Source organism: Gluconobacter sphaericus, from assembly GCF_016757795.1.
GTDB lineage: Bacteria > Pseudomonadota > Alphaproteobacteria > Acetobacterales > Acetobacteraceae > Gluconobacter > Gluconobacter sphaericus.
This window is the reverse complement of the sequence record NZ_CP068419.1, coordinates 1,415,294-1,440,542: the sequence shown is the minus strand read 5'-3', so window position 1 is coordinate 1,440,542 and position 25,249 is coordinate 1,415,294. Positions and strand designations below refer to the sequence as shown.

Below are 25,249 nucleotides of genomic sequence, written 5' to 3'. Positions count from 1 at the left end.
GTCGGGAGCGTCAGACGCTCTCGGCAACCCAGTTCCGGGTCTTTGTCGCAAGGCCAATGCCCGGATTGAAGCAGTTGCACGGATCGAGGCTGCGGTAATGGGCGACCATCTCGTCCGGCGCCTTGTAGAGATGCCCGACATTGTGTTCCGCCGGATAGCGCGCGCCGCGGGCGTCCAGTCCGGGGAGCATGTCGTGCTCCACCTGCATGGCGTTGTAGCCCTTTTTGATCACGTAATCCTGGTGCATCACGTGGCAGAAGAAATGACCGTAATAGAGTTTGACGATGATCTTGTCCTCGATCTCCTTCGGCAGAACCTCGAACCACTCACGATCATTGCGGCGCAGGGCGACATCGAGCGCCACGATGTCTTCGGCGGTTTTCGTGTGGATTGCGCGGTACCGCACGGCAGCACCGGCCGCGGCAAAGCGGTGCAGGAAGGCAAGCTTGCCTTCTTCGGGCGTACATTCGAAGAAAGCGCCCCCCGTGCCTGAGGCCCACTGTTCCAGATAGGTCCGAACAGGCCCAGTCATGGAGGCCGAGACCTTGAGCATCAGGTGATGCTCGAAACGGTCACGATACTCACACATGCGCTTGGGGAGCTGCTTGGGCAGGAAACGGCTGAGGAACTGCATCGCCAGATCGCTGAAATGGTCGGACAGGAATGGCAGTTTCTGCGCAAAAACGTCGAAGCGGGACTTCATGGAGAAGAATTTTGGCAGATATTTCGTGCCAAAATAGCGGATGACCGCAAACGTGTCCTTGCCGTATTTCTCGGCAATATCGAACGCATCGCGGTGCAGATACTCACCGGCGATCGGCAGTTCGTCAAAATGGGTCAGGGCGTGACGGCGGAGGTCTTCGAGATCAGACGTGCTGTTCGTTCCGATATAGAAGACGGCCGGATTTTTGTTCGCCTCGAATGTGTCCAGGCGGACCGCAAACACGACCAGCTTGCCCGCGCATCCCGCAGCTTCATACCAGCGGCTGGGATCGGCATTGAACCGGGCGGGCGTATCGGCATCCACATCACGGATATGGGTGGCGTAATTTTCGTCGTGACCGCGTCCGGCGTTCCAGTCGATGGCTGGTTCGGGCAACTGTCCCGTCTGCACGGCGGCGAGGATCTGCTCCGGATTGCCGTCCAGACGGATGCCGAGATGATTGACGAGATGCAGTTTGCCGTCCGCACCCATCTGGCCGAACAGCGCCATTTCGGTGAAGGCCGGACCACGCTGGATCAGCGCGCCGCCGGAATTGTTGCTGACACCCCCCAGAACCGATGCACCAATACAGGACGAGCCGATCACGGAATGCGGCTCACGGCCGATGGCGGCAAGCCTGTCTTCCAGATCGTGCAAGGTGGAGCCCGGTAGACACACGACCTGCCGACCCTCGCCGATCAGGTGGATGCCGTCCAGACGGTTGGTGCTGATGATGACCACGCCACGGTCATAGTCGTTACCATCAGGAGTAGAGCCGCCCGTCAGGCCCGTATTGGCGGCCTGCATGATGATAATCCGCCCGGACTCGGCGCAGAGCTTCGCGGCACGCCACAATTCGACAAGGCTGCCCGGTTGAAGCACCGCCACCACGTCTCCCATGCCGAAACGAAATCCCTTGCGAAAGCGATAAGTCGCTTCTGGCGAAGTCAGGACATGGCGTGAACCGACAATGGCGCGGAAAGAGTGGAGAAGAGAGTCATTACTGACCTCGAAACTGTCTTGGAGTGACGCTGACATTCTGTTGTCTTTCCTGCCGCCAAACGGATCTCCGCCGGTCCTAACATGGTGATGCAAGAAATGACTCTTCAAGGCTACGTGCTATTTAACGCGCCCAAAAAGACGTTCAAGTTCACGTCTAGTCAGTCTGAGCCATGTCGGACGTCCATGCGAGCATGTATTTGCACGTGGTGTGCGTTCCATCTCCCGCAACAGCGCATCCATTTCTTCAGGCTTAAGCCGACGACCTGCGCGGATGCTGCCATGACATGCCATGCGCGCGAGAATGGCATCCAGATGATGCGAGAAACTGCCCGTACTGGCAGCGTCCAGATCCGGATCGCTGGCCAGTTCGTCGGCAACATCCTTTAGAAGCTCCTGAATATCCTGAGCACCCAAAAGGGCCGGCACCGAGCGCAAAAGAACACTACCGGGGCCGAAAGATTCAAGATCGATCCCCAGTTTTGACAGATCTTCGGACCGGGCCATAAGTGCTTCCGCCTCGCGACGCGGCAGGTCCACCACTTCCGGCAGGAGCAGGGCCTGCGACCGCAGAGTGCCACCATTGGCGTACTGTTCGCGCAGACGTTCATGTGTCAGGCGCTCATGGGCAGCGTGCTGGTCCACGAGAACGAGGTCCCCGTCGGGTGCAAGGGCCAAGATGTATGTGTCAAAGACCTGCGCAATGGCGGCACCCAGCGGAAATGCAGGATCAAGCGCTTCAGGTTGCTGCGGAGCACGGGCAGCAGGGGCGAAAGCCGGGTCCGTTTCCGCAAAACCCTGTCGAGCCAGAGATGAAGTGACGTCCGGCAAAGACGAGGGCCGCGGGTCATAACCGGTCGGTAGGCTGCCCTGTAGCGGAACAGAGACCAGTGCCCCCTGTGGCTCCGCCAGACGGGACGGATAAACGATGGATGGGCGCGAACCGAAACTCGCATGAATGCCGCCACCGCCATTCGAACCATGACCCAGCGCCCGGCCCAGACCGCCAATCACGAGAGACCTGATTTCGGCTTCGTCGGCGAAACGCAGTTCCGTCTTGGCAGGATGGACATTCACGTCTAGCCGTTCCAGTGGCACTGTCAGATGCAGTGCCATCACCGGGAACCGTCCACGTTCGATCACGGGCCGATACGCCACACGGATGGCAGTGCGGAGCATGGGGTCCGTCACCGGGCGGTTGTTGACCAGAATGAACTGCCCCGATCCGGTGGCACGGGTCCGGGCCGGACCACAGGCAAAACCCGACAGGCGAACCGCACCGCGCTGTTCGTCGAGTGGGATCAGTGTATCGGGCGTGGTCTCGAGGATGGACGCCGCACGACTGATCGGGCTCTGTTCGGGCAGGTCGAACAGGACCTTGTCGTCCAGCAGGACACGCATGGCGCAATGGGGAGCGGACAGGGCCAGCCGCCGCATGACGGACTCGGCATGCCCGCTCTCGACGCGCGCGCTCTTAAGGAACTTGCGTCGCGCCGGGGTGGCGAAGAACAGATCCGTCACAACGATGCGCGTGCCGACCGGGCCGGAGGCGGGCTGTGGCGGGGTGATGACGCCACCATCAACGCGGATGCACCAGGCGGTGTCGGCATCGGGCGTGCGGGACGTGATGGAAAGCCGCGCGCTGGCGCCGATGGAGGGCAGAGCCTCGCCCCGGAACCCGAGCGTCCGGATCTGGACGAGATGGTCGTCCTGAAGTTTGGAAGTGCAGTGCCGCTCGACAGCCAGTTCCAGCTCAAGCGGGCTCATGCCGCAACCATTATCCGTAACGTCGATCCGGTCCGTCCCCCCTGCACGCAGCGCGACCACGATGCGGGTTGCGCCGGAATCAATGGCGTTTTCGACCAGTTCCTTGAGGGCAGCGGCGGGGCGTTCAATGACCTCGCCGGCTGCAATCAGGTCAATGACATGGCCGGAAAGACGACGGATTGTGGGACGGGAAAAAGACGGGGCCTCGGACACGATGCCTCCTCATCGTCCGGACAGAGGCCGAACGGCAAACAGGGCCGTCCCGTCCACCCAATCAGAGGACAGTCGGGACGGAGAGTAATTCAGAGAACGCCGAGGAAGGCCTTCTTCTTTTTGACGGTCGGGGTCGCACCCGTTGCGGGATTACGTCCTAGAGCAGAATTCTCGCGGATACGGCGGTTTTCGGCGTCACCATCAACAACGGAACCGGCATTACCGCCCTTCCAGAACATCAGGTTATCCACGAAACCGGCATCTGCCGTGCCAAGTTCGGCGTTGTTCGGTGCGCTGGCGGACTTGTCCACCTGTCCTACCAGTGCGGTCTGGCCGGTGCTGCCCTTACCGGAATCCGGATGCAGTGCCGTGTCCGGCGACAGGGTTTCGAGCGCCTGCATCCGCGGGCTTTCGTCCGGACGATGGGCATCTGCGGCACCAGGGAGCTGCATCTGCTCGGAGGGCGGCATCGACAGCGGCGCGCGCGTAGTAACGGTATACTCATCGGGCATAGCCCGTTCGAGACCGATCGCGCGTGAAACATCGGCGCCCGAGCAGCCCGAAAGCAGCAGGCCGACGGAAGCCATGGCACCCATCTGGACACTGAGACGGGCAACGGAAAGACGGTTACGGCGCATGGAGGGCCCCTGGGACGCGATCATGATGCAACACTCCTACAGTCCGCGCGACGCGGGGGCAAGCCATTGGAACAAGTTCCGCAATCGCATCACTTGGCTGCTGCCTGACGTTCCGCGAGCAGGGAATCGATTAGCCAGACGATGACGCCGCAGACGATCCCTGAATCCGCGATATTGAAGACATACCATGACCAACCGAATGCATGGGCATGCAGGAAATCCACGACCGCGCCATAGCGCAGGCGGTCGATGACATTGCCGATGGCCCCACCGGCAATCGCCCCACAGGACGCCGCAACCAAAGTGCGCCTCGTCCGCGTCAGGGTCCAGACCAGAAGCCCCACCGCGATCAGCGAGACAGCGCAGAAGATCCAGGGGCCCCGCCTGCCCAGACCGCCGAACATGCCGAAGGTCACGGCATGGTTCCAGACCATCGTGAAGTTCAGGAACGGCAGGATCTCGACCGAGCCGCGATCCGGCAGGTGATAGGCATACAGGATCCAGTCCTTACTGGCCTGATCCAGAACGAGGACCAGAAGCAACAGAACGAAACCCAGAGCCATGCGTCTCGTGCGGCTCATGCCTTCATGCCACAGGGACATCAGGCACTCACCACGCTGATGCAGCGGCGGCACAGGGCTGGATGTTCTGAATCGTCACCGACTTCGGGCAGGACCTTCCAGCAGCGGGCGCATTTATGGCCCGGCGCACGCTCGACCTGCGGGCCGCCATGGGCCGTGTCGCCCGGCAGAAGCTCGGTTTCAGCATGAGACGTGATGAGAAGTTCGGCCCAGTCCAGTCCACCAAAAATCCCAGCCTCTTCCTGCGACAAAGGCAGCGTGACACTGGCTTCGAGCGAGGAGCCGATCGTACCGTCACGGCGAGCCGTTTCCAACTCGGTCGTGACAAGGCGACGATAGGCACGGATGTCTTCCCAGCGGTTGCCGAGTTCGGGGTCGTTCCATGCGCCGTCCGGCTCGAAGAACTGCGCAAGATGCACGCTGTCGTTTTCGCCGAAGCGGGCCTGCCAAGCTTCTTCTGCTGTAAAGACGAGAACCGGCGCGAGCCAGGTGCAGAGCGCGCGGTGCAAAACATCCAGAACCGTGCGAGCCGCGCGGCGCGTCGGATCGGATTTGGCGTCGCAGTAAATCGCGTCTTTGCGGATGTCAAAATAGAACGCCGAGAGATCGGTGGTGCAAAACCCGTGCAGCGCCGGATAGACACCGACCCACTGATGCGTTTCGATTGCGTTGGAAATCAGGCCGCGCAGTTCGGACAGGCGATGCAGGATATACTGCTCCAGCGGCGGCAGATCCGCGTAAGGCACGGCCTCTTCAGCCGTGAAGCCGTCCAGCGCGCCGAGGAGCCAGCGCAGCGTGTTCCGCAAGCGGCGATAGAGCTCGCCCTGCTGCTTGAGGATTTCCTGCCCGATGCGAAGGTCTTCGTTCGTGTCAGAATTCAAGACCCACAGACGCAGGATGTCCGCGCCGAGACTGTCAGTCACGTCAGACGGGGCCACGACATTGCCCAGCGACTTGGACATCTTGCGGCCCTGTTCGTCCATGACGAAGCCGTTGGTCACGAGTGCCTTGTAGGGCGCAACGCCCATCGTGCCGACGCTTTCCAGCAGGGAGGACTGGAACCAGCCGCGATGCTGATCCGAGCCTTCAAGATAGACATCGGCGGGGAAGTTCAGCCCCTCCTGCCCCAGATCGAAGCGATGGGACGAACCACTTTCAAACCAGACATCTACGATGTCGAAAACCTGTTCGTAATCAGCGGGATTGCGATCGGTGCCAAGGAAGACGGTCGGGTCGGCTTCATACCAGACATCGGCCCCCTTCTCACGGAAGGCGTCGACGATGCGCTGCATGACGGCAGCATCGCGCAGGACTTCGCCAGTGCGCTTCTCAACAAAGACCGCGATCGGCACGCCCCAGGCGCGCTGGCGAGAGATGCACCAGTCGGGGCGCTGTTCGATCATCGACGTGAGACGGCGGCGGGCAGATTCAGGGACGAAGGTGACGTTATCCAGCGCGCTCAGGGATTTTTCGCGCAGTTTCGTCTCACCATCCATCGCGATGAACCACTGCGGCGTGGCGCGGAAAATGATCGGAGCTCTGGAGCGCCAGGAATGCGGATAGGAATGGCGGACCGAGCCGCGGGCCATAAGGCCGGTGGCGGGTGCGTCGTCATGTTCGGCGGACTGACGGACTTCGGTCAGCAGGTCGCAGACCGGATCGGCCGCCTTGAAGACGTGAATGCCGGCCAGATGCGGAACCCACGGCGCATAACGACCGTCGTCTTCCACCAGTTCGGGGACTTCGATACCGTACTGGCGGCAGAGTGCAAAATCGTCCTGACCGTGGGACGGCGCCATGTGGACGAGGCCCGTACCGGCATCGGTCGTGACGAACTCACCCGGCAGCATCGGCACGTCATATTCATAACCACGGCCACGCAGCGGATGGGCGCAGACCGCGCCTTCGAGGGCGGTGCCCGGAAGGGTGTAGAGCGTGTGATGGGCGGTGATGCCCGCTTCCGTGCAGAACGCTTCCACACGGTCTTCGGCCACCAGCAGCTTTGCGCCCTGCGGAACGATACTGTTTTCGTTTGTCTCGTCGATCCGCAGGACGACATAGGTGATATCCGGGCCATAGGCGAGCGCGCGGTTGGCCGGGATGGTCCAGGGCGTGGTCGTCCAGATGACTGCGGAGACGCCGCTCAGGGCATGGGCGGGTGTCGGGTCCTTGATGACCGGGAAAGCCACGAAAATCGTGGTGGAGTCGATGTCGTGATATTCGATTTCGGCTTCGGCCAGGGCGGTCTTCTCGACCGGGCTCCACATGACAGGGCGCAGGCCGCGATAGAGGCTGCCGTTGAGCAGGAACTTGCCGATTTCATCGACGATCTTGGCTTCGGAGCTGAAATCCATCGTCACATAACGGTTGGCCCATTCGGCCTGAACGCCAATGCGCTTGAAGTCCTCGGCCTGCTTTTGCACCCATTCGGCGGCATACTGGCGACATTCGGCGCGGAACTGGAGCAGGGGCACCTGATCCTTGTCCTTTCCGGCCTTACGATACTGCTCCTCGATCCGCCATTCGATCGGCAGGCCGTGGCAGTCCCAGCCCGGAAGATAACGAACTTCGTAGCCCGACATGCGATGGGCGCGGTTGACCACGTCCTTCATCACCTTGTTCAGGGCGTGTCCGATATGAATGTGACCGTTAGCGTAGGGAGGGCCGTCGTGAAGCGTGAAGACGGGGCGTCCCTTCCCGGCTTCACGGATCCTGTCGTCCAGACCCATCGCAGCCCAGCGGGCGAGCGTCTCGGGCTCGCGCTTGGGCAGGCCGCCGCGCATCGGAAAGCCGGTGCGGGGGAGGAACACAGTGTCGCGGTAGCGGTCCTGCTGTTCCTTGAATGCGGCGACGGAAGGATCGGGAGTCTTATCGGACATGGGGGACGGGCCAGTTTCGGTCATTCACACTAAGGGGGACCATATGGAGATCGGGAGCCAATCCGGTCAAGTCCAGGGTTGAGGGCGGCAGCAATGCAGGGCCGCCTCAAAGCGGTTGCCGGGACAGCGAGGCTAGCGGATGATGCGGGATATGGCGCTTTTTCAGAAGGCAGAACCGTGAACGCACTTCGTCTCTTCCAGTCTGTTGCAGGAGCCGTTCTGGGCGTCTGTGCGGGGTTCGACATGGCCGCACACGCGCAGTCTCCCCGTTGTCCGGCTCCGGCAAGCGTGCCGGATAAGGCCCGGATGGCACAGATGTTCCAGACGGCACCGGACAGGGGCTTCCTGTGGAAAGTGACGAAAGACGGTCACTCTTCTTGGCTGTATGGGACGTTGCATGTGGCGAAACAAGACTGGCTGCTACCCGGTCCACTAACACGCGCCGCGATCCTGCACAGCAGCGAGGTCGCCCTTGAGCTTGATCTGAACACCCCGGACATGGTCACCACGCTACGCCAGCCGGAAGACCCCGCCCGATGGGCGCATCTCGTCCAGTCGGGGCGCAAGGCGAAAGTAGATGCACTTATGGATCAGCAATGTGTGCCCAGCGCAGCATTCGCACATGTGGCGGTTGGCGTGGAAGCGGCAGGCATAGAATCCCTAGCCTCACGGCAGGACGGATATTATCCGGATTATGCCGTGGATAGCGTTCTGCAAGGCATGGCAGGCAGTCTGAAAAAGCCCCTGATCGGGCTGGAGACAGTGCAAATGCAGCGGGACCTGCTGATTGGACCAGATCAAGCGGATGAAGATGCGTTTGTTGATGACATCATCAAGGGCGTGTCTTCCGGCAAGACGCAGGCCGAGAACCAACGTCTGGCGGAGATGTGGGCATCGAGCGACGTAAAACGGCTGGATCATTATCCGGATTGGTGCGACTGCCTGAATACCGCGCAAGAACGGCGCTTCATGACGCGGCTCCTGGATGATAGGAATGTCGGAATGGCGCAAAAAATCGAGAATATCCATGAGAGCGGCACATCGCTGTTCGCGGCCGTAGGATCCCTGCACATGGCGGGACAGAAAGGGCTGCCCAGCCTGCTCCGCAAGTACGGGTTCGAGGTCCAACAGATCGTACCCGCACTCTGATGAAACGGATCGTTCAGAAATTCCTAAGCCGCAGAGCGTCCACGCGTCGACCTGCGCCCCCTGTCCTGCCGCCGCAAATCGAGGAAATCCGACAGGGCGCACTCAAAGGGCAGCACCTTCAGATCGTGCAATGGGGACAGGTTCTGCTGGACAGCGTGTATATCCCGCGTGATCCGGTAGCCGCTCTGGACTGGTTCACGATCGCGGCAGATGCCGGGTTCGGCCCGGGACACAACATGCGTGGTCGGTGTTTCCAGTTCGGCTGGGGCTGCAGGAAGGACCTTCAGCAGGCCGCGCGTTGTTATGAGGCCGCCGCCACCGCGGGCGACGAATGGGGTCGTTACAATCTGGGCATCATGACCATGCGGGGGATCGGCATGAACGCGGATCTGCCGCGCGCGCTGGATCTGTTCCGCACGGCAGCTGGTCACGGTCATGCGAAATCCATGAATCTCTATGCGCGGTTTCTGGAAGAAGGCTGGGTCGTACCACAGGACCGGGCAGCGGCGCTGGACTGGTACCGGAAATCGGCCGAAGGCGGCGATTACCGAGGGCAGCACAATTATGCGACAGCTCTAGTAGACGCCGGAAAAACCGAAGAGGCACTGGACTGGTGGCGTCAGGCAGTTGTGGATGCGACATCCGACATCCTGCTGGCGATGGACCAGAAGCTCACGGTGCTGGGGCCGCAAGGTGATGCGGCCCTGCTGGAGCGGGTCCGCGAACGCCTGAAGGGGATGGGAATTTCTCCTTCAGGCGGGGGCGTTTCGACTTAGTAATTCGCCGAAAGATTGAAGAGGAAAGAACGCCCGACCGCCGGGGTAGCGCGGTCGCTGAACAGGTTGCTGTAGTTCAGGCGGTTGTCGAGGTTGTAGCCGTTCATGGCCACGCGCCAGTGCTTGCCGAAATTATGCGACACCACGGCATCCCATTCCACGGTCGCAGGCACCCAGCCCGTATTCGCGGCATTCAGGTAAACTCCATCGCGCCATGTCAGGCCGCCGCCGAACGTGACGTTCCAGGGGCGGTTGGGCGCGATCGTGTAGGTGGACCAGATCGTAGCCGAATTCTTCGGAGCGTACTGAATACGCTTGCCGATATTGGCAGCGGTCTGAGACCAGACAGTGGTGGCGTCGTAATAAGCGTAAGTGCCGATCATGGTCCAGTTCTTGAGGATCTCGCCCGAGACGCTGAGTTCGACGCCCTGATTGCGCTGGCGGTCGCTGGAAGATGACACATTCCCCGTTGTAGGATCGGTCATGAGGGCGTTACCCTTCTCCAGCCGGAATACGGAGGCCGCAAACCCCATGCGGCCATGAAAAGCGCTATACTTCGCACCCAGTTCGTAAAGACTGCTGCGCTCGGGGCTGAAACCCTGCGTGGATGATTTCAGGGGTTCGGAGCTGTTCGTCACATACAGGCCGAGCGGCGTGGTGGACTGCGCCCAGTTGAAATAGACCATGGCATTGCTGGTCGGCGTATACATCAGGCTGACGGTCGGATTGAACGTGTCCTGCGTCTGTCCGTAAGACACGCCGGCACCGGCCGTGCCCCCATTAGCGGAATAATGACTGTCCCAGTGATCCCAGCGAAAGCCGCCACGGATCGAGAACCAGGGTACCAGCCACATCTGTTCAGAGAAGAACGCACCAACATCGGTGGCATCGCCCGTCTTGTACATGGCATGACCAACACCGGATATGTTTACGAGATTACCACTATACTGGCCAAGCGTCCCGAGCAGAAGACCGGGCTGGGTGGCGGATGGGTGCAGCAGGCTCGTCGTGTCTGCTTTCGTGCCGTTCTGGCCATTAAAATTATACGCATAGTTCGTGCGACGATCATAAACGTGCGAGATATCGACACCGGCGATCATCTGGTGACGAATGCTGCCAGTCGAGAATTTCGCAATGCCCGAGAACACGTCCTGCACGGACCAGTCGTTCTGCTGATAGGGCTCCGGACCGCCAAGATGACCACGACGATTGATGGTCGCCGCTTCAGGATCAGTGAAATAATTAGCGGCGCAGGTCGTATCACAGCCTGGCTGTGACGCGGAGAAGTACCGACTGTACATGCCACCGCGAGCATCGTTGTAGAACGTGATGTTCTTGTTCAGGTCGAATTTCAGGCGTGCCGTCAGCATGTCCACATTCGATGCATCCTGATCATACGTTGTGCCGTACCAGTTATTGCGGTTCAGACCATACTCCGTAAGTGGCTTCGCAATGCTTGTCCCCGGCTTGGTGACGACCGGCACACCATAATCCGGCACACGGTTATCCGTCTGGTGGAAATATTCCAGCGTGAAGGTCGTACGTTTGCCCAGACCGAAAGCGATGGACGGGGCAATCCCCCAACGATGGGAGAAAACATTATCCCGGCCGACGGTATTGTTCTCGTTGCCCATGCCGGTGATGCGGATGGCCGTGGAATCCCCGATCTGTTTGTTGAAATCGAGCGTGCCGCGATAATAATCCGCAGACCCGCCCGAGAAGCTGCCGCCATAGCTGTCCCCGAGATGCGCGACCTTGGTGCTGATGTTGATGGCGCCACCCGTCGTCCCATTGCCGAAGACTTCCGAGGACGGCCCTTTGATGACCGTGACATGATCGTAATCAAAGCTGTCACGGGTATAGACGCCGAAATCGCGCAGGCCGTTCTCGTAGATGTCGTTCTGGGCCTGAAAGCCACGGATCAAGAACTGGTCGCCTGCCATACCACCCTCGCCCTCCCCGACCGATGCTGTAATGCCCGGCACGTTGCGGAGGGCCTCGTCGAGAGATTTGACGTTCTGCTGTTCCATCAGGAGCTTGGGCACAACGTTGATCGTCTGCGGCGTGTGCAGGACGTCTTCAGGCATCCGGCCGATGCCGATGGGGGTCTGCAACGTGTTCATCGGTGAGCCGACGACCTGCAGGTGTTCGGCTTCCTCAGGCGTTGCGACGATGCTGTTGTCCGCCGTTTTCGGAGCAGTCCCCGATGTGGGAGCTTTAGGCTGAGGGACCTTGGATGACTGGAGGTTCGCTACGTTATTTTTGGAAACAGGGTGGCGACGGGCCTTGTGATGATGCCGGCTATCGTCCTGTGCGTGGGCGGCGGAGCAGACGAGCGTCAGACCAGCAGCAAGGGACAGGGGACCCAAAGGGTGACGAGGTGTTCTGGACGACATCGGATCATGATCCTGCAAACGAAAACGGATGCTGCCCTTAAAGAGTTAATGCGAACAATTCTCAATACAGATTCAGCAACATTGCGAAAGATTCTCATTCTCTATGCCAAACGTGACATAAATGACACAGAACAATGCGTAATAAAAATCCCCTTTCCTGGACTGGAGAAGGGGATTCAACGACGCTGAAAAAAGGAAAAATCGAGGTCGTCATATGCCCAGGATAGAGCGGGCCTGCGCGGCATCCGCTGCAATCTGGGCCTTGAGTTCCTCCAGACTGGAGAATTTCTTTTCCTCACGCAGCAGCGCGATCAGGGCAACACTGAGGGTCTGGTCGTACAGATCTTCATTGAAGTCGAAGAGATGGACTTCAAGACGGCTTTCCCGACCGTCATTGATCGTGGGACGACGGCCGATATTAGCGACACCGGGAACGATACGGCCATCGGGCAGTGTAACGCGGACGGCATAGACGCCGCGCGCGGGTTCGAGATGTCGAGTCAGGGGAATATTGGCCGTTGGAAAGCCAAGAAGACGCCCGCGCTGGTCTCCGTGCATGACAGGACCGGCGATGCTCCAGAGACGGCCCAGTTCCTCAGCGGCGCGCTCTGGATAACCTTCCTGCAACAGGCGACGGATGCGACTAGAGGAAATCGGGCCGCCTTCATCGGAAAGCTGGGGCACGATGGTCAGTCCGATTCCATGAGGTGCCAGAAGGGTTTCAAGGCACTCGATATTGCCGGTGCGACGATGGCCGAACGCGAAATCTGCTCCGCATGCAACATGCGCCACGCCAAGGCTGTTAACCAAAACATCGTTCACGAACCGGTCGGCGCTCAGACGCGAAAACTCCGCATCGAATGGGACCTGAAAGACATGATCTACACCCTGCTCCGCGAGGGCGGCGGCACGGACGTCCGGCAGCATCAGACGAAACGACGGGTCCTGCGGGCGGAACAACATGCGGGGATGGGGGTCGAACGTGACGACTGACAGCGGATGATCTGGGCGGGCCATCCGCAATGTGTCGAGCAGGTGAACATGACCGCGATGCACGCCATCGAAGTTGCCGAGCGCTGCGACCGTATTGCGGGCAGCAGGGGGAAGATTGCGCCAGTCCGTATACAAGCTCATGCGACAGGCAGGCCAAACTGTGCGGAGACGGCATTCAAGTCTGGAGCCTGCGCCACGCCCGGATGGGGGACGGTGCCGTCCCACTCACGGACAAGCTGACAGACGGTCATGCCTGCTTGCTGGGCCGCATCCAGTTCGGCTCCGATGTCGGATAGGAACAGGATTTCGTCCGCGCGCAAGCCGACGGCAGCTGTGATCTTTTCATAGGAGACAGCGTCTTTTTTGCCGCCCGTCGAAAGATCAAAGAAATCCTCGAACAGAGACGTCAGATCCCCCTGCGCCGTATGTCCATACAGCAGCTTCTGCGACGGGATAGAACCGGACGAGTAGACCGCCAGACGCAGGCCGCCTTTCGACCATGCTTTAAGAGCGGGTGGCACATCCGGATACAGGTCGGCCCGAAGGGTGCCGTCCTCGAACCCCTGACGCCAGGTCAGGCCCTGAAGCGTCTTGAGAGGGGCTGCCTTCACGTCCGCCTTCATCCAGTCCTGACAGACTTTCAGCGGGTCCTGTCCCGGATGCTCCATGACGATATCCGCCCGCGCCGCCACGACCGTCGGGTTCGTGTGGTCCTGAATTAGGGCCGGAAGGGCTTTCGCCGCATAGGGGAACATGACGTCCCGCACGAAAGAGATCGGCAGGGTTGTGCCCTCGATATCAAGCAGGACGAGACGGATCATAGGGGACTTTCAGGGAACTTCAGCGGGGAAGCGGTTGGCGATGTCATCGCCGGTATATTGCGCGATCCAGCCGGTCGTGTCGGTGAAGACGCGCAGGGCCACCACGTCCGGGTTCGGCCCGGCGTCGAACCAGTGCGGGATGCCTGCAGGAACGGAGATCAGGTCCCCTTGGGTGCATAAAACGGAATAGACGCGCCCGAGGATATGCAGGACGAACGCGCCCTGCCCGTGCACGAAGAAACGGACTTCGTCTTCGCTGTGGGTATGTTCGGACAGAAACTTTTTCCGGAGTTCCGGGAGGTTCGGCGTGGACGCGTTGATCCGCACCACATCCGCGCTGCCTGCGCCCGTCTCGCCCATCAGCGTGTCCAGATAGGGGCGGTAGGCCTCCAGAACCTCTTCCGGCGGGGCATCAGGCGCCGGTGTAACGGGAGCCGACCAGCGATCGAAGCGGATGTTGTGGGGACGCAGGGTCTCCGCAATCTCGCCGGGCGTGGTGACGTCCAGCAGGATCGTGTCGGGAGCATCATCACGGTAAACGGTCAGGCGGCTCATGGTCAGGCCTTCTTCTGCAGACGGGCGAGTTCGCAGGCCAGCAGGAACTCAAGCCCTTCGAGGCGGGCCAGGGCCGTGAACATGTCCTTGCCCCAGACATAGACGCCGTGGCCGCGAATCAGATAGCCGAGGCGCATATCCGCGAGCTTTGGCGCAACAACCGTGGCCAGCAGGGCGATGTCCTGATCGTTGTGAAACAGGGGCAGTTCGAGGCTCGTGTCGTGGGTCGTCTGGCCTTCGAAGACCTTGAGAACTTCATAGCCTGCCAGTGTGATCGCGTCGGACGGTTCATCCATCGAAAGAATGGTCGCGGCGACGGAATGGCCATGCAGCACGGCGCCGATCGCGGGGTCATGGGCGTAAAGCTGCGTGTGCAGCAGCGTTTCCGCACTCGCGCGATTGGCGGGATCGACCGGCAGGCCGTCCGGCGTGATCTCGATGACGTCGCTATCGGTCAGAAAGCCCTTGTGGCCACCTGAGCGCGTGATCGCGATGCGACCGTCCGGCAGGCGACAGGACAGGTTCCCCGCCGTGGCCGGAACCCAACCGCGCTGGTCCATCCGCTGGCCAGCCTGCACGATCTGGCGGCAAGCATTGCCCCAACCTTCATCAACCTTGAGGTTCTGCATCAGGCCTGGTTACGGTGCGTTTCGCTGCTGGTCGTCTGGCTGTAGCCGGGATTCTGGTTCGGCGGAGAGATATGACCCGGAGCCTGCGTGGCGTCCGTCGCAGTCATAGATTCATCGTCGGCCATGTTCTTCTTGAAGGACTTGATGCCCTTCGCGAAGTCTCCCATCAGGCCGCTGATCTTGCCGCCACCGCCAAACACGACAAGCAGGACGACCGCCAGGATCAGCCAGTGAACGGGGCTCATGCTACCCATAGTGTGTTACTCCGAAAAGCCAAGGCTTCCCCTCATGTGGCAAGGCTTGGACGATTGTGCAAGCGTTCCTCTCAGGAAGAGTCGTCACTGTCCCGTGGGGAAATGAAGCCGTAAGTCGGATAGGAACGCCTTCCCAGACCATGAACCGGTGCCCACCAGACGCGGACCAGCGTCCAATCATTGCGGGCCGAGACGTCCGTGACGGGAACGGCACGATCAATGCGTCCAGGTTCCCAGTTGGCGTGATCGACGAGGATCGTGCGATCCGAGACCTGTCGGCGCACGATGGAAACATGACCGCTCGGAACACGGGACGTGGCGCGGAAAACCAGTACTTCTCCGGGACGGGGCGTATGGGTGTGGGCATAGCGCCCGCTGGACTGCCCCCACCATGAAGCCGCGCTTCCTCTCAGTTTCAGCCCGGTGCGTTCGCGGGCATAGGGCGCGCATTGCAACGGGCCGTTAAAGCTGGCGCGGCTGTATTCGTAGCGGTTGCCACAGGCTGCGAGCATCACGAGAAGGCCGAGCGGCAGGAAGCGAAATGTCATGCTCACAGACTCCGGAAGGCGATAATGCGGTCTTCTGCCTCATCGGGGTCCATGTCGAGCACGCTCTGCGCAACATCGCGTGAAAAGCCGTTCCGGGCGAAAACTCCAAGCCCCCTGAGGGGATCATCGTCTTCACGGTCGGGCCTCTGGAACGGGCCGAGGCGGCGTTTGCGGGCCAGAACGAGGGCGGCCGCGAGTTCCGCTTCCCGTGCGGTGCTGTCCGAGCGTTCGCCCAGCGAGTCGTTAAGGGCGTCGCGTACAGTCTCCTGATCGACCCCCTTGTTGGCGAGATGCGCTTCCACAGCACGGCGGGAACGACCGGTCCGGGTCAGGCTCGTGGCGCGGCTGCGGGCAAACCCAGCATCGTCCACGGCGCCCAGATCAGTCATGGACGTGACGATTCCGTCGATGGCGCGGCGGAGACCAGCAATGGCGGATTCGATATCTTCGTTCGGCAGACCGGCATGCGACGCACGCACGCCCCAGCGGCGCAGACGACGGTCCAGCATCTGACGCAGACCCTGTTCGGTCGTGGCAAAGCGGGCGAGATGTGCCAGCGCGGCTTCACGCAGGGACGCGGCATCCGGAACGGGGGGCGGGGCGGGATTGTCCTCCATGATGGGACAATTATGCCGGGTGAAAGGCATTTACGGCAAGACGGTCTGGAGCCATCATTCCATCCATGAGTGATTCACTTTTTACCCGCGTTGAAGCGGCCATCTCCGCCCTCCCTGCCTGCTTTCCCGGCCCAGGCGGGGCTGTGGCCGTTCTGAAGGACGGTGAGGTTCTGGTCCGGCATGGGTGGGGCTATGCGAATGTGGAGCGGCGCATTCCGTTCACGCCTTCCACGCTGTTTCGCATGTGCTCCATCACCAAACAGTTCACCTGCGGCACGCTGCTGGATCTGTATGACGATCCGTCGGAGCTGGACGCGGATGTGGATGCGCGGCTGCCGCAGCTCGACGAGCCTTCGCCGGGAATGCTGCATCTGGCGCATAACCAGTCGGGCCTGCGGGATTACTGGGCCGTAGCGATGCTGCATGGCGCGCCCATCGAAGGGGATTTCGGAGACCGCGAGGCCCGGCGTGTCATTGAGGGAACTCGGACGCTCCAGTTTCAGCCCGGCACGTCCTATTCCTATGTAAACCAGAATTTCCGGCTGATTTCCGACATTCTTCAGGACCGGACAGAACGCAACTTTGCCGAACTGCTCCAGACATCCATTTTCAATCCGGTGGGCATGGAACGCGCCATTCTGGCCGCCGATACGCGTGCCATGCCGGATGGGACAGTCGGCTATGAAGGAACCGTGGAGAGCGGTTTCCGCCCGGCGGTCAACAATGTCATCTGGACGGGAGATGCCGGGCTTGGGGCGTCTCTGGAAGACATGATCGCCTGGGAGCGGTTCATTGATGCCACACGTGAAGCGCCGGACAGTCTGTACCGGCGTTTGACCGCGCCGGTGACGTTCAGCGACGGTCAGGCCGCGCCTTATGGATTTGGCCTGCAACGCAGCACGATGTTCGGACAGGATGTGACGATGCATGGCGGAGCGTTGCGGGGCTGGCGCTCCCATCGACTGCACGTCGCGTCCGAGCGTCTGTCAGTCGTGGTAATGTTCAATCACATGAGCGCAGCACAGGTTGCGGCGGCGCAGATTCTGGCAGCGGCTCTGGGCGTTCCCTATGAGCCGGACCGCAGCACGCAGCCTCCAACAGCGCTATATGGGACCTATCTGGAGCGGGAGACGGGACTGTCGGCCCGAATCGAACCTGCACCCGGTGGAGCAACGCTGCGCTATCTGATGGTGCCGGAGGCTCTGGAAGGGATTTCGACAACGCGAGCTGAAGGGGGATCGGTCATCGTAAAGGCGCAGGAAACCACGGAGGGTCCGGAAATAGTGGTGGAACGTCCGGGCGAAAACCGGACGAGCATCCTCACGCGCTGCGACAAAACTCCCGGCGAGGATATTGCCGAACTGGCTGGCGTCTATCGCTGCGAGGAACTGGACGAGGCCGAAGTCACCATCACACTGGCCGGTGGCGTGGTTTATGGCGGCTTTTCGGGAATCCTGGGCGATGGACGGATGGAAATGCTCCAGCGTCTGGCAAAGGATGTGTGGGTTCTGCCCTGCCCGCGCGCACTCGATCAGACGGCTCCCGGAGACTGGACCCTGGCATTCGAGCGGCAGGGCGGCAGCGTGACGACAGTGCGGGTCGGGTGCTGGCTGGCGCGGGATCTGCTGTATCAGCGGGTCTGATCTGCCGTGTTGACCGCCACATTCCGGCACGCCGGGGTTTGACGGAACCCCGTTCTGCCCTTCACTATGCACGGGCGGAATTTGAAGCCCTGCTCCGGGCAACCGGAGCAGGGTTTTGCGATTCCGCATAAACCGTTTCGTTTTCAACCAGATATTCAGAGATCCATCATGATCCCCGCGCTGATGCCGAATTACAAACGTGCCGACCTCGCTTTCGAGCAGGGCGAAGGCGTCTGGCTGACGGCGACGAACGGGCGACGATATCTGGATTTCGGGGCCGGCATTGCCGTGACTTCGCTGGGACATGCCCATCCGAAACTGGTTAAAACCATTGCGGAACAGGCCGCGAAGGTCATGCATGTCTCGAACCTGTACCGGGTTCCGCAGGCGGAGGCGCTGGCGGAACTGCTGGTGCAGAATACGTTCGCGGATTCCGTGCTGTTCTGCAATTCGGGCGCCGAGGCCAATGAAGGCATGGTCAAGATGATCCGCCGCGCCCAGTTCGAGAACGGGCATCCGGAGCGGACCAGCATCCTGTGCTTTGACGGGGCCTTCCACGGCCGGACGCTCGCCATGATCTCGGCGACGGGCAATCCCGCCTATCAGAAGGGCTTTGGCCCTGTGGTGGAAGGGTTCGACCATGCGCCGTTCAACAACACCAACACGCTGCGTGAGGCCATTACGCCGCACACGGCGGGCATCATCGTCGAGCCCGTTCAGGGCGAGAGCGGCATCAAGCCCGCAACGCGCGAGTTCATGGAAGGGCTGCGCGCCGTCTGTGACGAATACGGGCTGTATCTGGGTTTTGATGAAGTCCAGACGGGCGTTGGCCGGACGGGCAAGCTATTTGCACATGAATGGTATGGCATCCGTCCGGACGTGATTTCAGTGGCCAAAGGCATTGGCGGTGGCTTCCCGCTTGGCGGCGTTCTTGCGACGGAAGAGCTGGCGCGACACCTGACACCGGGCTCCCACGGGACGACCTTTGGCGGCAATCCGCTGGCTTGCGCAGCCGGGGTTACCGTTCTGGAAGAAATCCTGAGCCCCGACTTTCTGGAGCATGTTCGCATGGTCGGAGACGCGTTCGGCAAGATGCTGGAAGACGTTGTCAGCCGCTCGGAAGGCGTTTTCGACAATGTCCGCGGTCTTGGACTGATGCGCGGCCTGCACTGTGTGCCGCCGGTCGCTGACGTCATGCAGGCCGTTCTGGATCAGGGACTCCTGACAGTAGGCGCGGGGGACAATGTGCTGCGTCTTGTTCCGCCGCTGATCGTCACAGAAGCCGAATGCCGTGAGGCCTGCGAGCGGCTGCTGAAGGCCGCCCTGTCCCTGAAAGCCTCTGTCGCGCAGGAGAAAGTATCGTGAGCGCGACAACATCCCCCCGGCACTTTCTGGATCTGCGCGATTTCAGCCCCGAAATCATCAGGCAGATCATCGACCTTTCAGCGAAGGTCAAGGCCATGCAGAACGGGCGGCGTCAGCCTCTGCATCCGGATCGCCCGCTGGAAGGCCGTACCCTCGGCCTGATCCTCGCCCAGCCTTCGACGCGCACCCGCGTGTCGTTCGAGGTCGGGATGGGGCAGCTTGGCGGGTCCGTTTCAGTCCTTTCGCCGGGCGACATGCAGCTTGGCCGGGGCGAGACGGTGGCCGACACGGCCCGCGTCCTGTCGCGCTTTCTGGACGTGATAGTGCTGCGGACCGGGAATGACGCCAATCTGCGCGAACTGGCGGAATGGAGCTCGGTTCCGGTCATCAACGGCCTGACGCCCGTCTCCCATCCGATCCAGATTCTGGCGGATGTCCTGACATTCGAGGAACATCGCGGGCCGATCCGCGGCAAAACGCTGGCCTGGATCGGGGACGGCAACAACGTCGCGACATCCCTGATGGAAGGCGCGGCCCTGCTGGGCTTCAATGTCCGTCTGGCAACGCCGGAAGGGTTCGCGCCCAATCCGGACGCCGTGGCGTGGGCAAGGGCCCATGGTGCGACGATCGAGATCTTCCGTGACCCCGCGGAAGCCGTCACGGGCGCGGATGCAGTGCTGACGGATACCTGGGTCAGCATGAGTGACAAAGACCGTGAAACGCGCCTCAAGGTGTTCCAGCCCTATCAGGTCGATACGGCGCTGATGGCAAAAGCTGCACCCGATGCCCTGTTCCTGCACTGCCTGCCTGCCCATATCGGAGAGGAAGTGACGCCGGAGGTCTTTGAAGGCCCGGCGTCCGTTGTCTTCGATGAGGCGGAAAACCGCCTGCACACGCAGAAGGGCCTGCTGCTCTGGGCTCTTGGGAAAGAAAACAGTTGATGGATACACCACCCTTCCTCGACACGAACCGACCTGACGTTCCCAACATGGTCGTCTCGGGCGGCGTTACGCCCTTCTATCTGGAGCGCTCCCCGGTGCGGGGACGCCTGGTGCGGCTTGGGCCTCTGGCAGATGCCATCCTGTCACGGCATGACAATCCCGATGCGGTTTCGCAGCTTGGGGGAGAGGCGCTGGCCCTCGTGGCGGCCATGGTGTCGGCCCTGAAGTTCAAGGGAGCCTTTTCCCTCCAGATCAAGGGCGACGGTCCGGTTTCAATGCTAGTGACGGATGCCACAGACAGCGGGGATCTGCGGTTCTTCGCACGTCTGCGCGAGGATGTGGACCGGGATGCCCTCCCTGAGACGGCCAAGAGCCTTCTGGGGGACGGCTACATGGCGTTCACCATTGACCAGGGGCCGGACATGGACCGGCATCAGGGCATCGTGGATCTGACCGGCACGACGCTGGCGGACATGGCCGTGAACTATTTCCAGACCAGCGAGCAGCATGACTGCTGGATCCGGCTGTTCTGTGCGAAATCGGCCGATGGATGGAAGGCCGGGGCGCTTGTTCTGGAGCGGATCGCGGCAGAAGGCGGGATCGAGGCGTCCGAACAGGATGAGGACGCCTGGGAAACCGCCTGCACGCTGGCCGGAACGGTGACCGAGCAGGAAATCCTTGACCCGGATCTGTCCAATGAGCGCCTGATCCAGCGGCTTTTCGGCACGCTGGACGTCCGCGTAGGCACGCCACGCGCGCTGGCGTATGGTTGCCGATGCAACCGGGCAAGGCTGGCGTCCGTTCTGGAGACATTCCCCGATGACGATCTCGACCACATGGTCGAAAATGGCGCCATCACGATGAACTGTGAATTCTGCAATGTGGGTTTCAGATTCACGCGCGATGAACTTGGAGCACACTCTGCATGACTCTACCCCTGCTTGATGACGCAAAGCTCAATGGCTTTCCGGTCGAGCAGCTTTATCCCGGCTGGGCGCCTCTCAGCCGGGCGCCTCTAGAGAATGATTTCAGCGTTGTGGTGTTTACTGAAACGAACACCAACCGCCGAGCCTGCTGGTGGCTTGAAGGCGAAAATTATCGTGCCAGCCATGTTCTGGCACTTGATCCCTCCTTGCAGAAACGCCTTCTGACCACCATGGATCCGGTGTTCTGGCCGCTGGCATCAGGAGTGCTGGGCTCTCCCCTACCCGACAAGACCGGCCCCTCCTGCGACGCCCTGCCCGAAATTGCCGTGAACGAGCTTGCCGGTTCCTGGCTTGAAGGATACGCACCGCATACGCTTCTTCTGCCATCAGGCCATGCAGATAGCGGCGAGGCACTGCCATGTCCGAACGGCCGCAAAATCGGCGCCAACCGGATAACGGCACTGCTGGCTGCCCAGCGCGGAAATGGCCCGCTGATCGTTTCTTCGCCCTTCACGGCGCTCCCCCTGCTGGCACAGATCACGTTCCAGACGGGCTCCCTGAATGTCAGCCGTTTTCAAGAAGCCGATACAGTTTTCTACCTGATCTGGAACGACACTCTTCCAGCCCTTCGCCCCTCTTTCTACTATCCCGATGCCCCGCTGCTTATCAGTGATGATCCGGGCGGCGCGATGATCCCTGGGATGATCCTAAGCTGGTATGCGCGCCATCCCGAACATGCAGAGCTGATCCGAGAGGCGCGGCCCTTCAGGGCCGAGGATTTTGGCGTCGGACAGGCGTCCGGCCTGCGCCCGAAACCATCGGAGGAAAATTCCCCACCTCCACTGGCTGCGCCAGCTCCTTCGCCGCTCCCAGTGGCACAACCGGCTTCCGCAGTTCCACCTCAAGCATCTAGACAGGGGCTAAAAAGTCGACTCAAGTCCCTTTTCGGGCGTCTGTAGCGCCTTCAGGAGACAGGATATGCGCGTACATTACTGGACTGGTCTGAGTGCTTTGGTGCTGTCTCTTGGCATGGCGGCATGCTCCGATGGAGATGCGAACCAGACCTTTCCTCCGCTCGATTACAGCTATCTGTCCCAGATCCATCTAAACGTAGCGTCGATTGACGTGCAGGATGAAGCTCTCGCTGCGCCGGATTCATTATCCGCAAAAGCCCCTGTTGCACCGGATCAGGCCCTGAAGGCCATGGCAAAACAGCGTCTGGTAGCCAGCGGTACCTCCGGCAAGGCCGACTTTATCATCAAGCAGGCCTATCTAAACCGGGCAGGCGATAACGTGATAACCGGCGCCATGGATGTACAACTCAACGTCGCAGATGCCGGTAACCAGCATACCGGTTTCGTGCATGCACGCATCACCCACAAGCTGGATGCGGGAGATCGGAATCCGACCTCACGCAAAGAACTCTATACCCTTACCAACGAGATGATGCAGGACATGAACGTGGAACTGGAATTCCAGATCCGCAAGAAACTCCTCTCCTGGATGACGGATGCTGCCGGAACTCCGCTCATCAATGGCGGTATCCAGCAGCAGGCGCTTGGAGCACCTGGGACAGCACCAGCACCCGCTCCGACGACGCCGACACTTGCTACAGAAACTACTGCGGGATCGACCGCGTCCGAAAAAGCGACAACACCCGCTGCCGCGCCGAGCGTACCGGACGCCATTTTCCCCACAGGATCCGACACCGAGGCGACAGCCCCACCGGCCACCCAGCACTCGCCACAGCCCGGAATACTGAAGCTTCCCTCAACAGACAGCACTCAAACGCACTAATTTACGCCTTTCATCATGCTGTGATGAGCACGTGTCTGTGTGTACTGCGACGGCCTCAGTTAGGAAAAGTGCACCCATTTTGTAAAACGACCGTTTCCAGATTTTCTATTATCCAGAGAAACCTATGCCCCCCATAAGGCCGCCCGTTTCGCCACGGTTTCGTAAAAGGGCTTCTTGGAACCACATGGAGGATTCGAAGAACCGTTAGTTGATGTTCCTTGTTTCTGATCTTTAGTTTTAGCGATTTGATTGACGGTTCTTTGTGTCACTTTCGCTCTGCGTTCTGAACAGATCGGGGGCTGTTATCCGCTTGATAGCTGCGCTGTGGCGCTGATCCGCTCCAGGCAGAGGACGCGGCGCATGTTGTAGACGATATTGGCCAGCCCGATTTTTATGGTGACCTGAATGATACCGACAATTTGGATGAACCAGAACTTCCGGTCGATGGAAATATGGGATTTGTAGCCAGAGAACGGAATGGCAAGATCCGTTGACGGGATCGTCCCATCATCCTGCCGTTTTGCTTTGGTGAACTTCAGTGTCCAGCGCGCATGGCGCTCCTTGTGGGACAGCTTTGCCGAATTGTCTTGCCAGACTTGCGAGATCCGTCCCTCTCGAAGATTCGCTTTCCCGGTGTTCGTGTTACGCTGCTTTGGCGCGGCTATCAGTGTGACATCCAGGATCTGTCCAGAGATTAGGCTCAGGACTCATAGCCAGAACATGATGGTTGCAGCGAGGCAGATGGCTGAGAAGAAGGCGGTCGGGCATCTGTCATAGCGGGTTGCGACCCGCCGCCAGTCCTTGAGCCTTCCGAACATAATCTCGATGCGGTTGCGACGTTTATATTTTCGTTTGTCGTATTTGACTGGTTTTCCGCGGGATCTTCGCCCCGGAATGCAGGGCCTGATCCCTTTCTCTTCCAGGGTGTCCCTGAACCAGTCGGCGTCATAACCCCGGTCCGCCAGCATCCATTGTGCTGCAGGAAGACTGTCCAACAGGGCAGCGGCACCGGTATAATCGCTGACCTGTCCTGCCGTCATGAAGAAGCTCAGCGGTCGTCCGTTCTGATCGGTGACCGCATGCAGCTTGGTATTCATACCACCTTTGGTGCGGCCGATCAGGCGCCCTGGGTCCCCCTTTTTAACCGCAGGCTTGAAGCCGTACGGTGCGCCTTGAGATACGTCGCATCAATCATGATGGTCTGAGGCTCGGCTTTCGCGGCAGACAGGCCATCCATCATCCGCATAAAAACGCCCATGTCGCTCCAACGCTTCCAACGGTTGTACAGCGTCTTGTGGGGGCCGTATTCCCGTGGCGCATCACGCCAGCGCATCCCATTGCGGTTCACGAAAATGATCCCGCTCAGCACTCGGCGGTCATCAACGCGAGGTTTGCCGTGGCTCTTTGGGAAAAAGGGCCGCAGACGATCCATCTGTTCATCCGTCAGCCAAAACAGGTCGCTCATTGCCAGTCTCCTCGCAGAGCCTGAATCAGATTTCCACAATCAAATCAATGGGTCCTGAGCCTAGCAGATAACCCGCGCTTCGCAGGGGCGCGTCAAAGCAGTCAAATAATCTTTCAATGGTCTCTGGCCAGATACTCCGTCCTTTCATTGGACAGATTGTTCAGCGTCTGGATCGTCAGGCTCCTGAACATCGGCACCTGATCAAAACGGCAGTCGCCCGCCTTTACTGCCGTCTGAATAGGTCAAATCCTTCTCCAGAGCAGGGCGAAACACTTCAAAAATCCACATGCAGGGAAAAGGCTTCGAGCTGATCACTAAGCCCACTCAATCACGCAAGCCGCTCTTCAGCATCAAAAAAAAACGAGCCTGCTTCATGAGTTCCGCTGTTCTGCACGGCACACAGAAACTGACCGACAACGTCCTGCACGCTATCAGTCACAAAACAACCGATCACCAGATTACCAATATCGTGACTTTCATCCGCCATGCCAGGGGCAACACACCTCTCCTGTTTCAGCAGAATCCGTCAAACAGTTCAGCAAGACCATGCCCACCAGATATGGCAGATAATGCCGTCTCAGGGCAGGAAACGAT

Annotated in this window: 23 protein-coding genes and 2 pseudogenes; 8 read left to right on the top strand and 17 right to left on the bottom strand. The window is 60.3% G+C overall.

The genetic code is table 11. The features are described from left to right. Positions 1 to 10: 10 nt before the first annotated feature. The 5 genes from dld to ileS form a co-directional block, all read right to left on the bottom strand. Positions 11 to 1,741 (bottom strand): D-lactate dehydrogenase, encoded by a 1,731-nt coding sequence (dld, locus tag IGS75_RS06880; protein ID WP_202256420.1) that lies wholly within the window; start codon positions 1,739 to 1,741, stop codon positions 11 to 13. A gap of 81 nt (positions 1,742 to 1,822) precedes the next feature. Then, the gene (gene mutL / locus IGS75_RS06875) at positions 1,823 to 3,682 is read right to left on the bottom strand and encodes a DNA mismatch repair endonuclease MutL (RefSeq protein ID WP_202256419.1); all 1,860 of its coding nucleotides are present in this window, start codon (positions 3,680 to 3,682) and stop codon (positions 1,823 to 1,825) included. Positions 3,683 to 3,771: 89 nt separating this feature from the next. Further along, the gene (locus IGS75_RS06870; protein ID WP_141352079.1) at positions 3,772 to 4,344 is read right to left on the bottom strand and encodes a DUF3035 domain-containing protein; all 573 of its coding nucleotides are present in this window, start codon (positions 4,342 to 4,344) and stop codon (positions 3,772 to 3,774) included. A gap of 65 nt (positions 4,345 to 4,409) precedes the next feature. After that, complete coding sequence (gene lspA / locus IGS75_RS06865) at positions 4,410 to 4,922, bottom strand: signal peptidase II (RefSeq protein WP_202256418.1); 513 nt, start codon at positions 4,920 to 4,922, stop codon at positions 4,410 to 4,412. Continuing rightward, complete coding sequence (ileS, locus tag IGS75_RS06860) at positions 4,922 to 7,780, bottom strand: isoleucine--tRNA ligase (protein ID WP_202256417.1); 2,859 nt, start codon at positions 7,778 to 7,780, stop codon at positions 4,922 to 4,924. The genes lspA and ileS overlap by 1 nt, the downstream gene beginning before the upstream one ends. A 93-nt stretch (positions 7,781 to 7,873) precedes the next feature. On the opposite strand from ileS, the gene IGS75_RS06855 reads away from it, so the two are divergent. Then, positions 7,874 to 8,929, top strand: a complete 1,056-nt coding sequence (locus tag IGS75_RS06855) for a TraB/GumN family protein (RefSeq protein WP_237468701.1) — start codon at positions 7,874 to 7,876, stop codon at positions 8,927 to 8,929. Continuing rightward, the gene (locus IGS75_RS06850; protein ID WP_202256416.1) at positions 8,929 to 9,705 is read left to right on the top strand and encodes a tetratricopeptide repeat protein; all 777 of its coding nucleotides are present in this window, start codon (positions 8,929 to 8,931) and stop codon (positions 9,703 to 9,705) included. Before IGS75_RS06855 ends, IGS75_RS06850 begins: the two co-directional genes overlap by 1 nt. On the opposite strand, the gene IGS75_RS06845 is transcribed toward IGS75_RS06850, so the two are convergent. The 8 genes from IGS75_RS06845 to IGS75_RS06810 form a co-directional block, all read right to left on the bottom strand. After that, positions 9,702 to 12,101, bottom strand: a complete 2,400-nt coding sequence (locus IGS75_RS06845; protein WP_202256415.1) for a TonB-dependent receptor — start codon at positions 12,099 to 12,101, stop codon at positions 9,702 to 9,704. The genes IGS75_RS06850 and IGS75_RS06845 overlap by 4 nt on opposite strands. Positions 12,102 to 12,311: 210 nt before the next feature. Then, positions 12,312 to 13,235 (bottom strand): bifunctional riboflavin kinase/FAD synthetase, encoded by a 924-nt coding sequence (locus IGS75_RS06840; RefSeq protein WP_202256414.1) that lies wholly within the window; start codon positions 13,233 to 13,235, stop codon positions 12,312 to 12,314. Beyond that, positions 13,232 to 13,915: an acireductone synthase gene (mtnC, locus tag IGS75_RS06835; RefSeq protein ID WP_202256413.1), complete on the bottom strand. Its 684-nt coding sequence runs from the start codon at positions 13,913 to 13,915 to the stop codon at positions 13,232 to 13,234. The genes IGS75_RS06840 and mtnC overlap by 4 nt, the downstream gene beginning before the upstream one ends. 9 nt (positions 13,916 to 13,924) lie before the next feature. After that, positions 13,925 to 14,470: a 1,2-dihydroxy-3-keto-5-methylthiopentene dioxygenase gene (locus tag IGS75_RS06830; RefSeq protein ID WP_202256412.1), complete on the bottom strand. Its 546-nt coding sequence runs from the start codon at positions 14,468 to 14,470 to the stop codon at positions 13,925 to 13,927. Between the two features lie 2 nt (positions 14,471 to 14,472). Then, positions 14,473 to 15,099 (bottom strand): methylthioribulose 1-phosphate dehydratase, encoded by a 627-nt coding sequence (locus IGS75_RS06825; RefSeq protein ID WP_141352063.1) that lies wholly within the window; start codon positions 15,097 to 15,099, stop codon positions 14,473 to 14,475. Then, entirely contained in the window at positions 15,099 to 15,353 is a 255-nt protein-coding gene (locus tag IGS75_RS06820; protein WP_141352061.1) for a twin-arginine translocase TatA/TatE family subunit, read from the bottom strand. The genes IGS75_RS06825 and IGS75_RS06820 overlap by 1 nt, the downstream gene beginning before the upstream one ends. 71 nt (positions 15,354 to 15,424) lie before the next feature. Continuing rightward, on the bottom strand, positions 15,425 to 15,901 hold the full coding sequence (locus tag IGS75_RS06815; RefSeq protein WP_141352059.1) for a CHAP domain-containing protein: 477 nt from the start codon (positions 15,899 to 15,901) through the stop codon (positions 15,425 to 15,427). Between the two features lie 2 nt (positions 15,902 to 15,903). Then, positions 15,904 to 16,518, bottom strand: a complete 615-nt coding sequence (locus tag IGS75_RS06810; RefSeq protein WP_141352057.1) for a regulatory protein RecX — start codon at positions 16,516 to 16,518, stop codon at positions 15,904 to 15,906. A gap of 65 nt (positions 16,519 to 16,583) precedes the next feature. Between IGS75_RS06810 and IGS75_RS06805 the strand changes: the two genes are divergently transcribed. The 6 genes from IGS75_RS06805 (at position 16,584) to IGS75_RS06780 (ending at position 23,190) form a co-directional block, all read left to right on the top strand. Further along, entirely contained in the window at positions 16,584 to 18,161 is a 1,578-nt protein-coding gene (locus IGS75_RS06805; RefSeq protein ID WP_202256411.1) for a D-aminopeptidase, read from the top strand. 168 nt (positions 18,162 to 18,329) lie between these two features. After that, positions 18,330 to 19,526 carry an aspartate aminotransferase family protein gene (locus tag IGS75_RS06800; protein WP_202258005.1) on the top strand — a complete coding sequence of 399 codons (1,197 nt, stop codon included), beginning with the start codon at positions 18,330 to 18,332 and terminating at the stop codon, positions 19,524 to 19,526. Next, on the top strand, positions 19,523 to 20,467 hold the full coding sequence (gene argF, locus IGS75_RS06795; protein ID WP_237469043.1) for an ornithine carbamoyltransferase: 945 nt from the start codon (positions 19,523 to 19,525) through the stop codon (positions 20,465 to 20,467). The genes IGS75_RS06800 and argF overlap by 4 nt, the downstream gene beginning before the upstream one ends. Further along, on the top strand, positions 20,467 to 21,396 hold the full coding sequence (hslO, locus tag IGS75_RS06790) for an Hsp33 family molecular chaperone HslO (protein WP_202258003.1): 930 nt from the start codon (positions 20,467 to 20,469) through the stop codon (positions 21,394 to 21,396). Before argF ends, hslO begins: the two co-directional genes overlap by 1 nt. Further along, the gene (locus tag IGS75_RS06785; RefSeq protein WP_202257990.1) at positions 21,393 to 22,352 is read left to right on the top strand and encodes a hypothetical protein; all 960 of its coding nucleotides are present in this window, start codon (positions 21,393 to 21,395) and stop codon (positions 22,350 to 22,352) included. Before hslO ends, IGS75_RS06785 begins: the two co-directional genes overlap by 4 nt. 19 nt (positions 22,353 to 22,371) lie before the next feature. Further along, entirely contained in the window at positions 22,372 to 23,190 is an 819-nt protein-coding gene (locus IGS75_RS06780) for a hypothetical protein (RefSeq protein WP_202257988.1), read from the top strand. Positions 23,191 to 23,609: 419 nt separating this feature from the next. Here the strand turns inward: IGS75_RS06780 and IGS75_RS06775 are convergent. The 4 genes and pseudogenes from IGS75_RS06775 to IGS75_RS15450 all read right to left on the bottom strand — a co-directional run. Next, a pseudogene (locus IGS75_RS06775) lies at positions 23,610 to 23,885 on the bottom strand (IS5/IS1182 family transposase); the annotation flags it as partial. 12 nt (positions 23,886 to 23,897) lie between these two features. After that, positions 23,898 to 24,655 (bottom strand): IS5 family transposase gene (locus tag IGS75_RS06770; protein ID WP_202257986.1). Its coding sequence is split into 2 segments (ribosomal slippage): positions 23,898 to 24,334 and positions 24,334 to 24,655, totalling 759 coding nucleotides; the frame shifts between segments, so codons are not numbered across the junction. 119 nt (positions 24,656 to 24,774) lie between these two features. Further along, positions 24,775 to 24,983: pseudogene (locus IGS75_RS06765) on the bottom strand (IS5/IS1182 family transposase); the annotation flags it as partial. After that, positions 24,984 to 25,142: a hypothetical protein gene (locus IGS75_RS15450; protein WP_228123862.1), complete on the bottom strand. Its 159-nt coding sequence runs from the start codon at positions 25,140 to 25,142 to the stop codon at positions 24,984 to 24,986. Between the last annotated feature and the right edge of the window lie 107 nt (positions 25,143 to 25,249).

Coding starts and splice junctions, on each gene's coding strand:
- IGS75_RS06810 (WP_141352057.1), bottom strand. CDS start 16,518: ATGGAGGACAATCCCGCCCCGCCCCCCGTTCCGGATGCCGCGTCCCTG.
- lspA (WP_202256418.1), bottom strand. CDS start 4,922: ATGTCCCTGTGGCATGAAGGCATGAGCCGCACGAGACGCATGGCTCTG.
- mtnC (WP_202256413.1), bottom strand. CDS start 13,915: ATGATCCGTCTCGTCCTGCTTGATATCGAGGGCACAACCCTGCCGATC.
- IGS75_RS06850 (WP_202256416.1), top strand. CDS start 8,929: ATGAAACGGATCGTTCAGAAATTCCTAAGCCGCAGAGCGTCCACGCGT.
- IGS75_RS06815 (WP_141352059.1), bottom strand. CDS start 15,901: ATGACATTTCGCTTCCTGCCGCTCGGCCTTCTCGTGATGCTCGCAGCC.
- IGS75_RS06805 (WP_202256411.1), top strand. CDS start 16,584: ATGAGTGATTCACTTTTTACCCGCGTTGAAGCGGCCATCTCCGCCCTC.
- ileS (WP_202256417.1), bottom strand. CDS start 7,780: ATGTCCGATAAGACTCCCGATCCTTCCGTCGCCGCATTCAAGGAACAG.
- IGS75_RS06845 (WP_202256415.1), bottom strand. CDS start 12,101: ATGTCGTCCAGAACACCTCGTCACCCTTTGGGTCCCCTGTCCCTTGCT.
- IGS75_RS06870 (WP_141352079.1), bottom strand. CDS start 4,344: ATGATCGCGTCCCAGGGGCCCTCCATGCGCCGTAACCGTCTTTCCGTT.
- IGS75_RS06840 (WP_202256414.1), bottom strand. CDS start 13,235: ATGAGCTTGTATACGGACTGGCGCAATCTTCCCCCTGCTGCCCGCAAT.
- dld (WP_202256420.1), bottom strand. CDS start 1,741: ATGTCAGCGTCACTCCAAGACAGTTTCGAGGTCAGTAATGACTCTCTT.
- IGS75_RS06785 (WP_202257990.1), top strand. CDS start 21,393: ATGACTCTACCCCTGCTTGATGACGCAAAGCTCAATGGCTTTCCGGTC.
- IGS75_RS06825 (WP_141352063.1), bottom strand. CDS start 15,099: ATGCAGAACCTCAAGGTTGATGAAGGTTGGGGCAATGCTTGCCGCCAG.
- IGS75_RS06780 (WP_202257988.1), top strand. CDS start 22,372: ATGCGCGTACATTACTGGACTGGTCTGAGTGCTTTGGTGCTGTCTCTT.
- IGS75_RS06820 (WP_141352061.1), bottom strand. CDS start 15,353: ATGGGTAGCATGAGCCCCGTTCACTGGCTGATCCTGGCGGTCGTCCTG.
- IGS75_RS06800 (WP_202258005.1), top strand. CDS start 18,330: ATGATCCCCGCGCTGATGCCGAATTACAAACGTGCCGACCTCGCTTTC.
- hslO (WP_202258003.1), top strand. CDS start 20,467: ATGGATACACCACCCTTCCTCGACACGAACCGACCTGACGTTCCCAAC.
- IGS75_RS06855 (WP_237468701.1), top strand. CDS start 7,874: ATGCAGGGCCGCCTCAAAGCGGTTGCCGGGACAGCGAGGCTAGCGGAT.
- IGS75_RS15450 (WP_228123862.1), bottom strand. CDS start 25,142: ATGGCGGATGAAAGTCACGATATTGGTAATCTGGTGATCGGTTGTTTT.
- IGS75_RS06830 (WP_202256412.1), bottom strand. CDS start 14,470: ATGAGCCGCCTGACCGTTTACCGTGATGATGCTCCCGACACGATCCTG.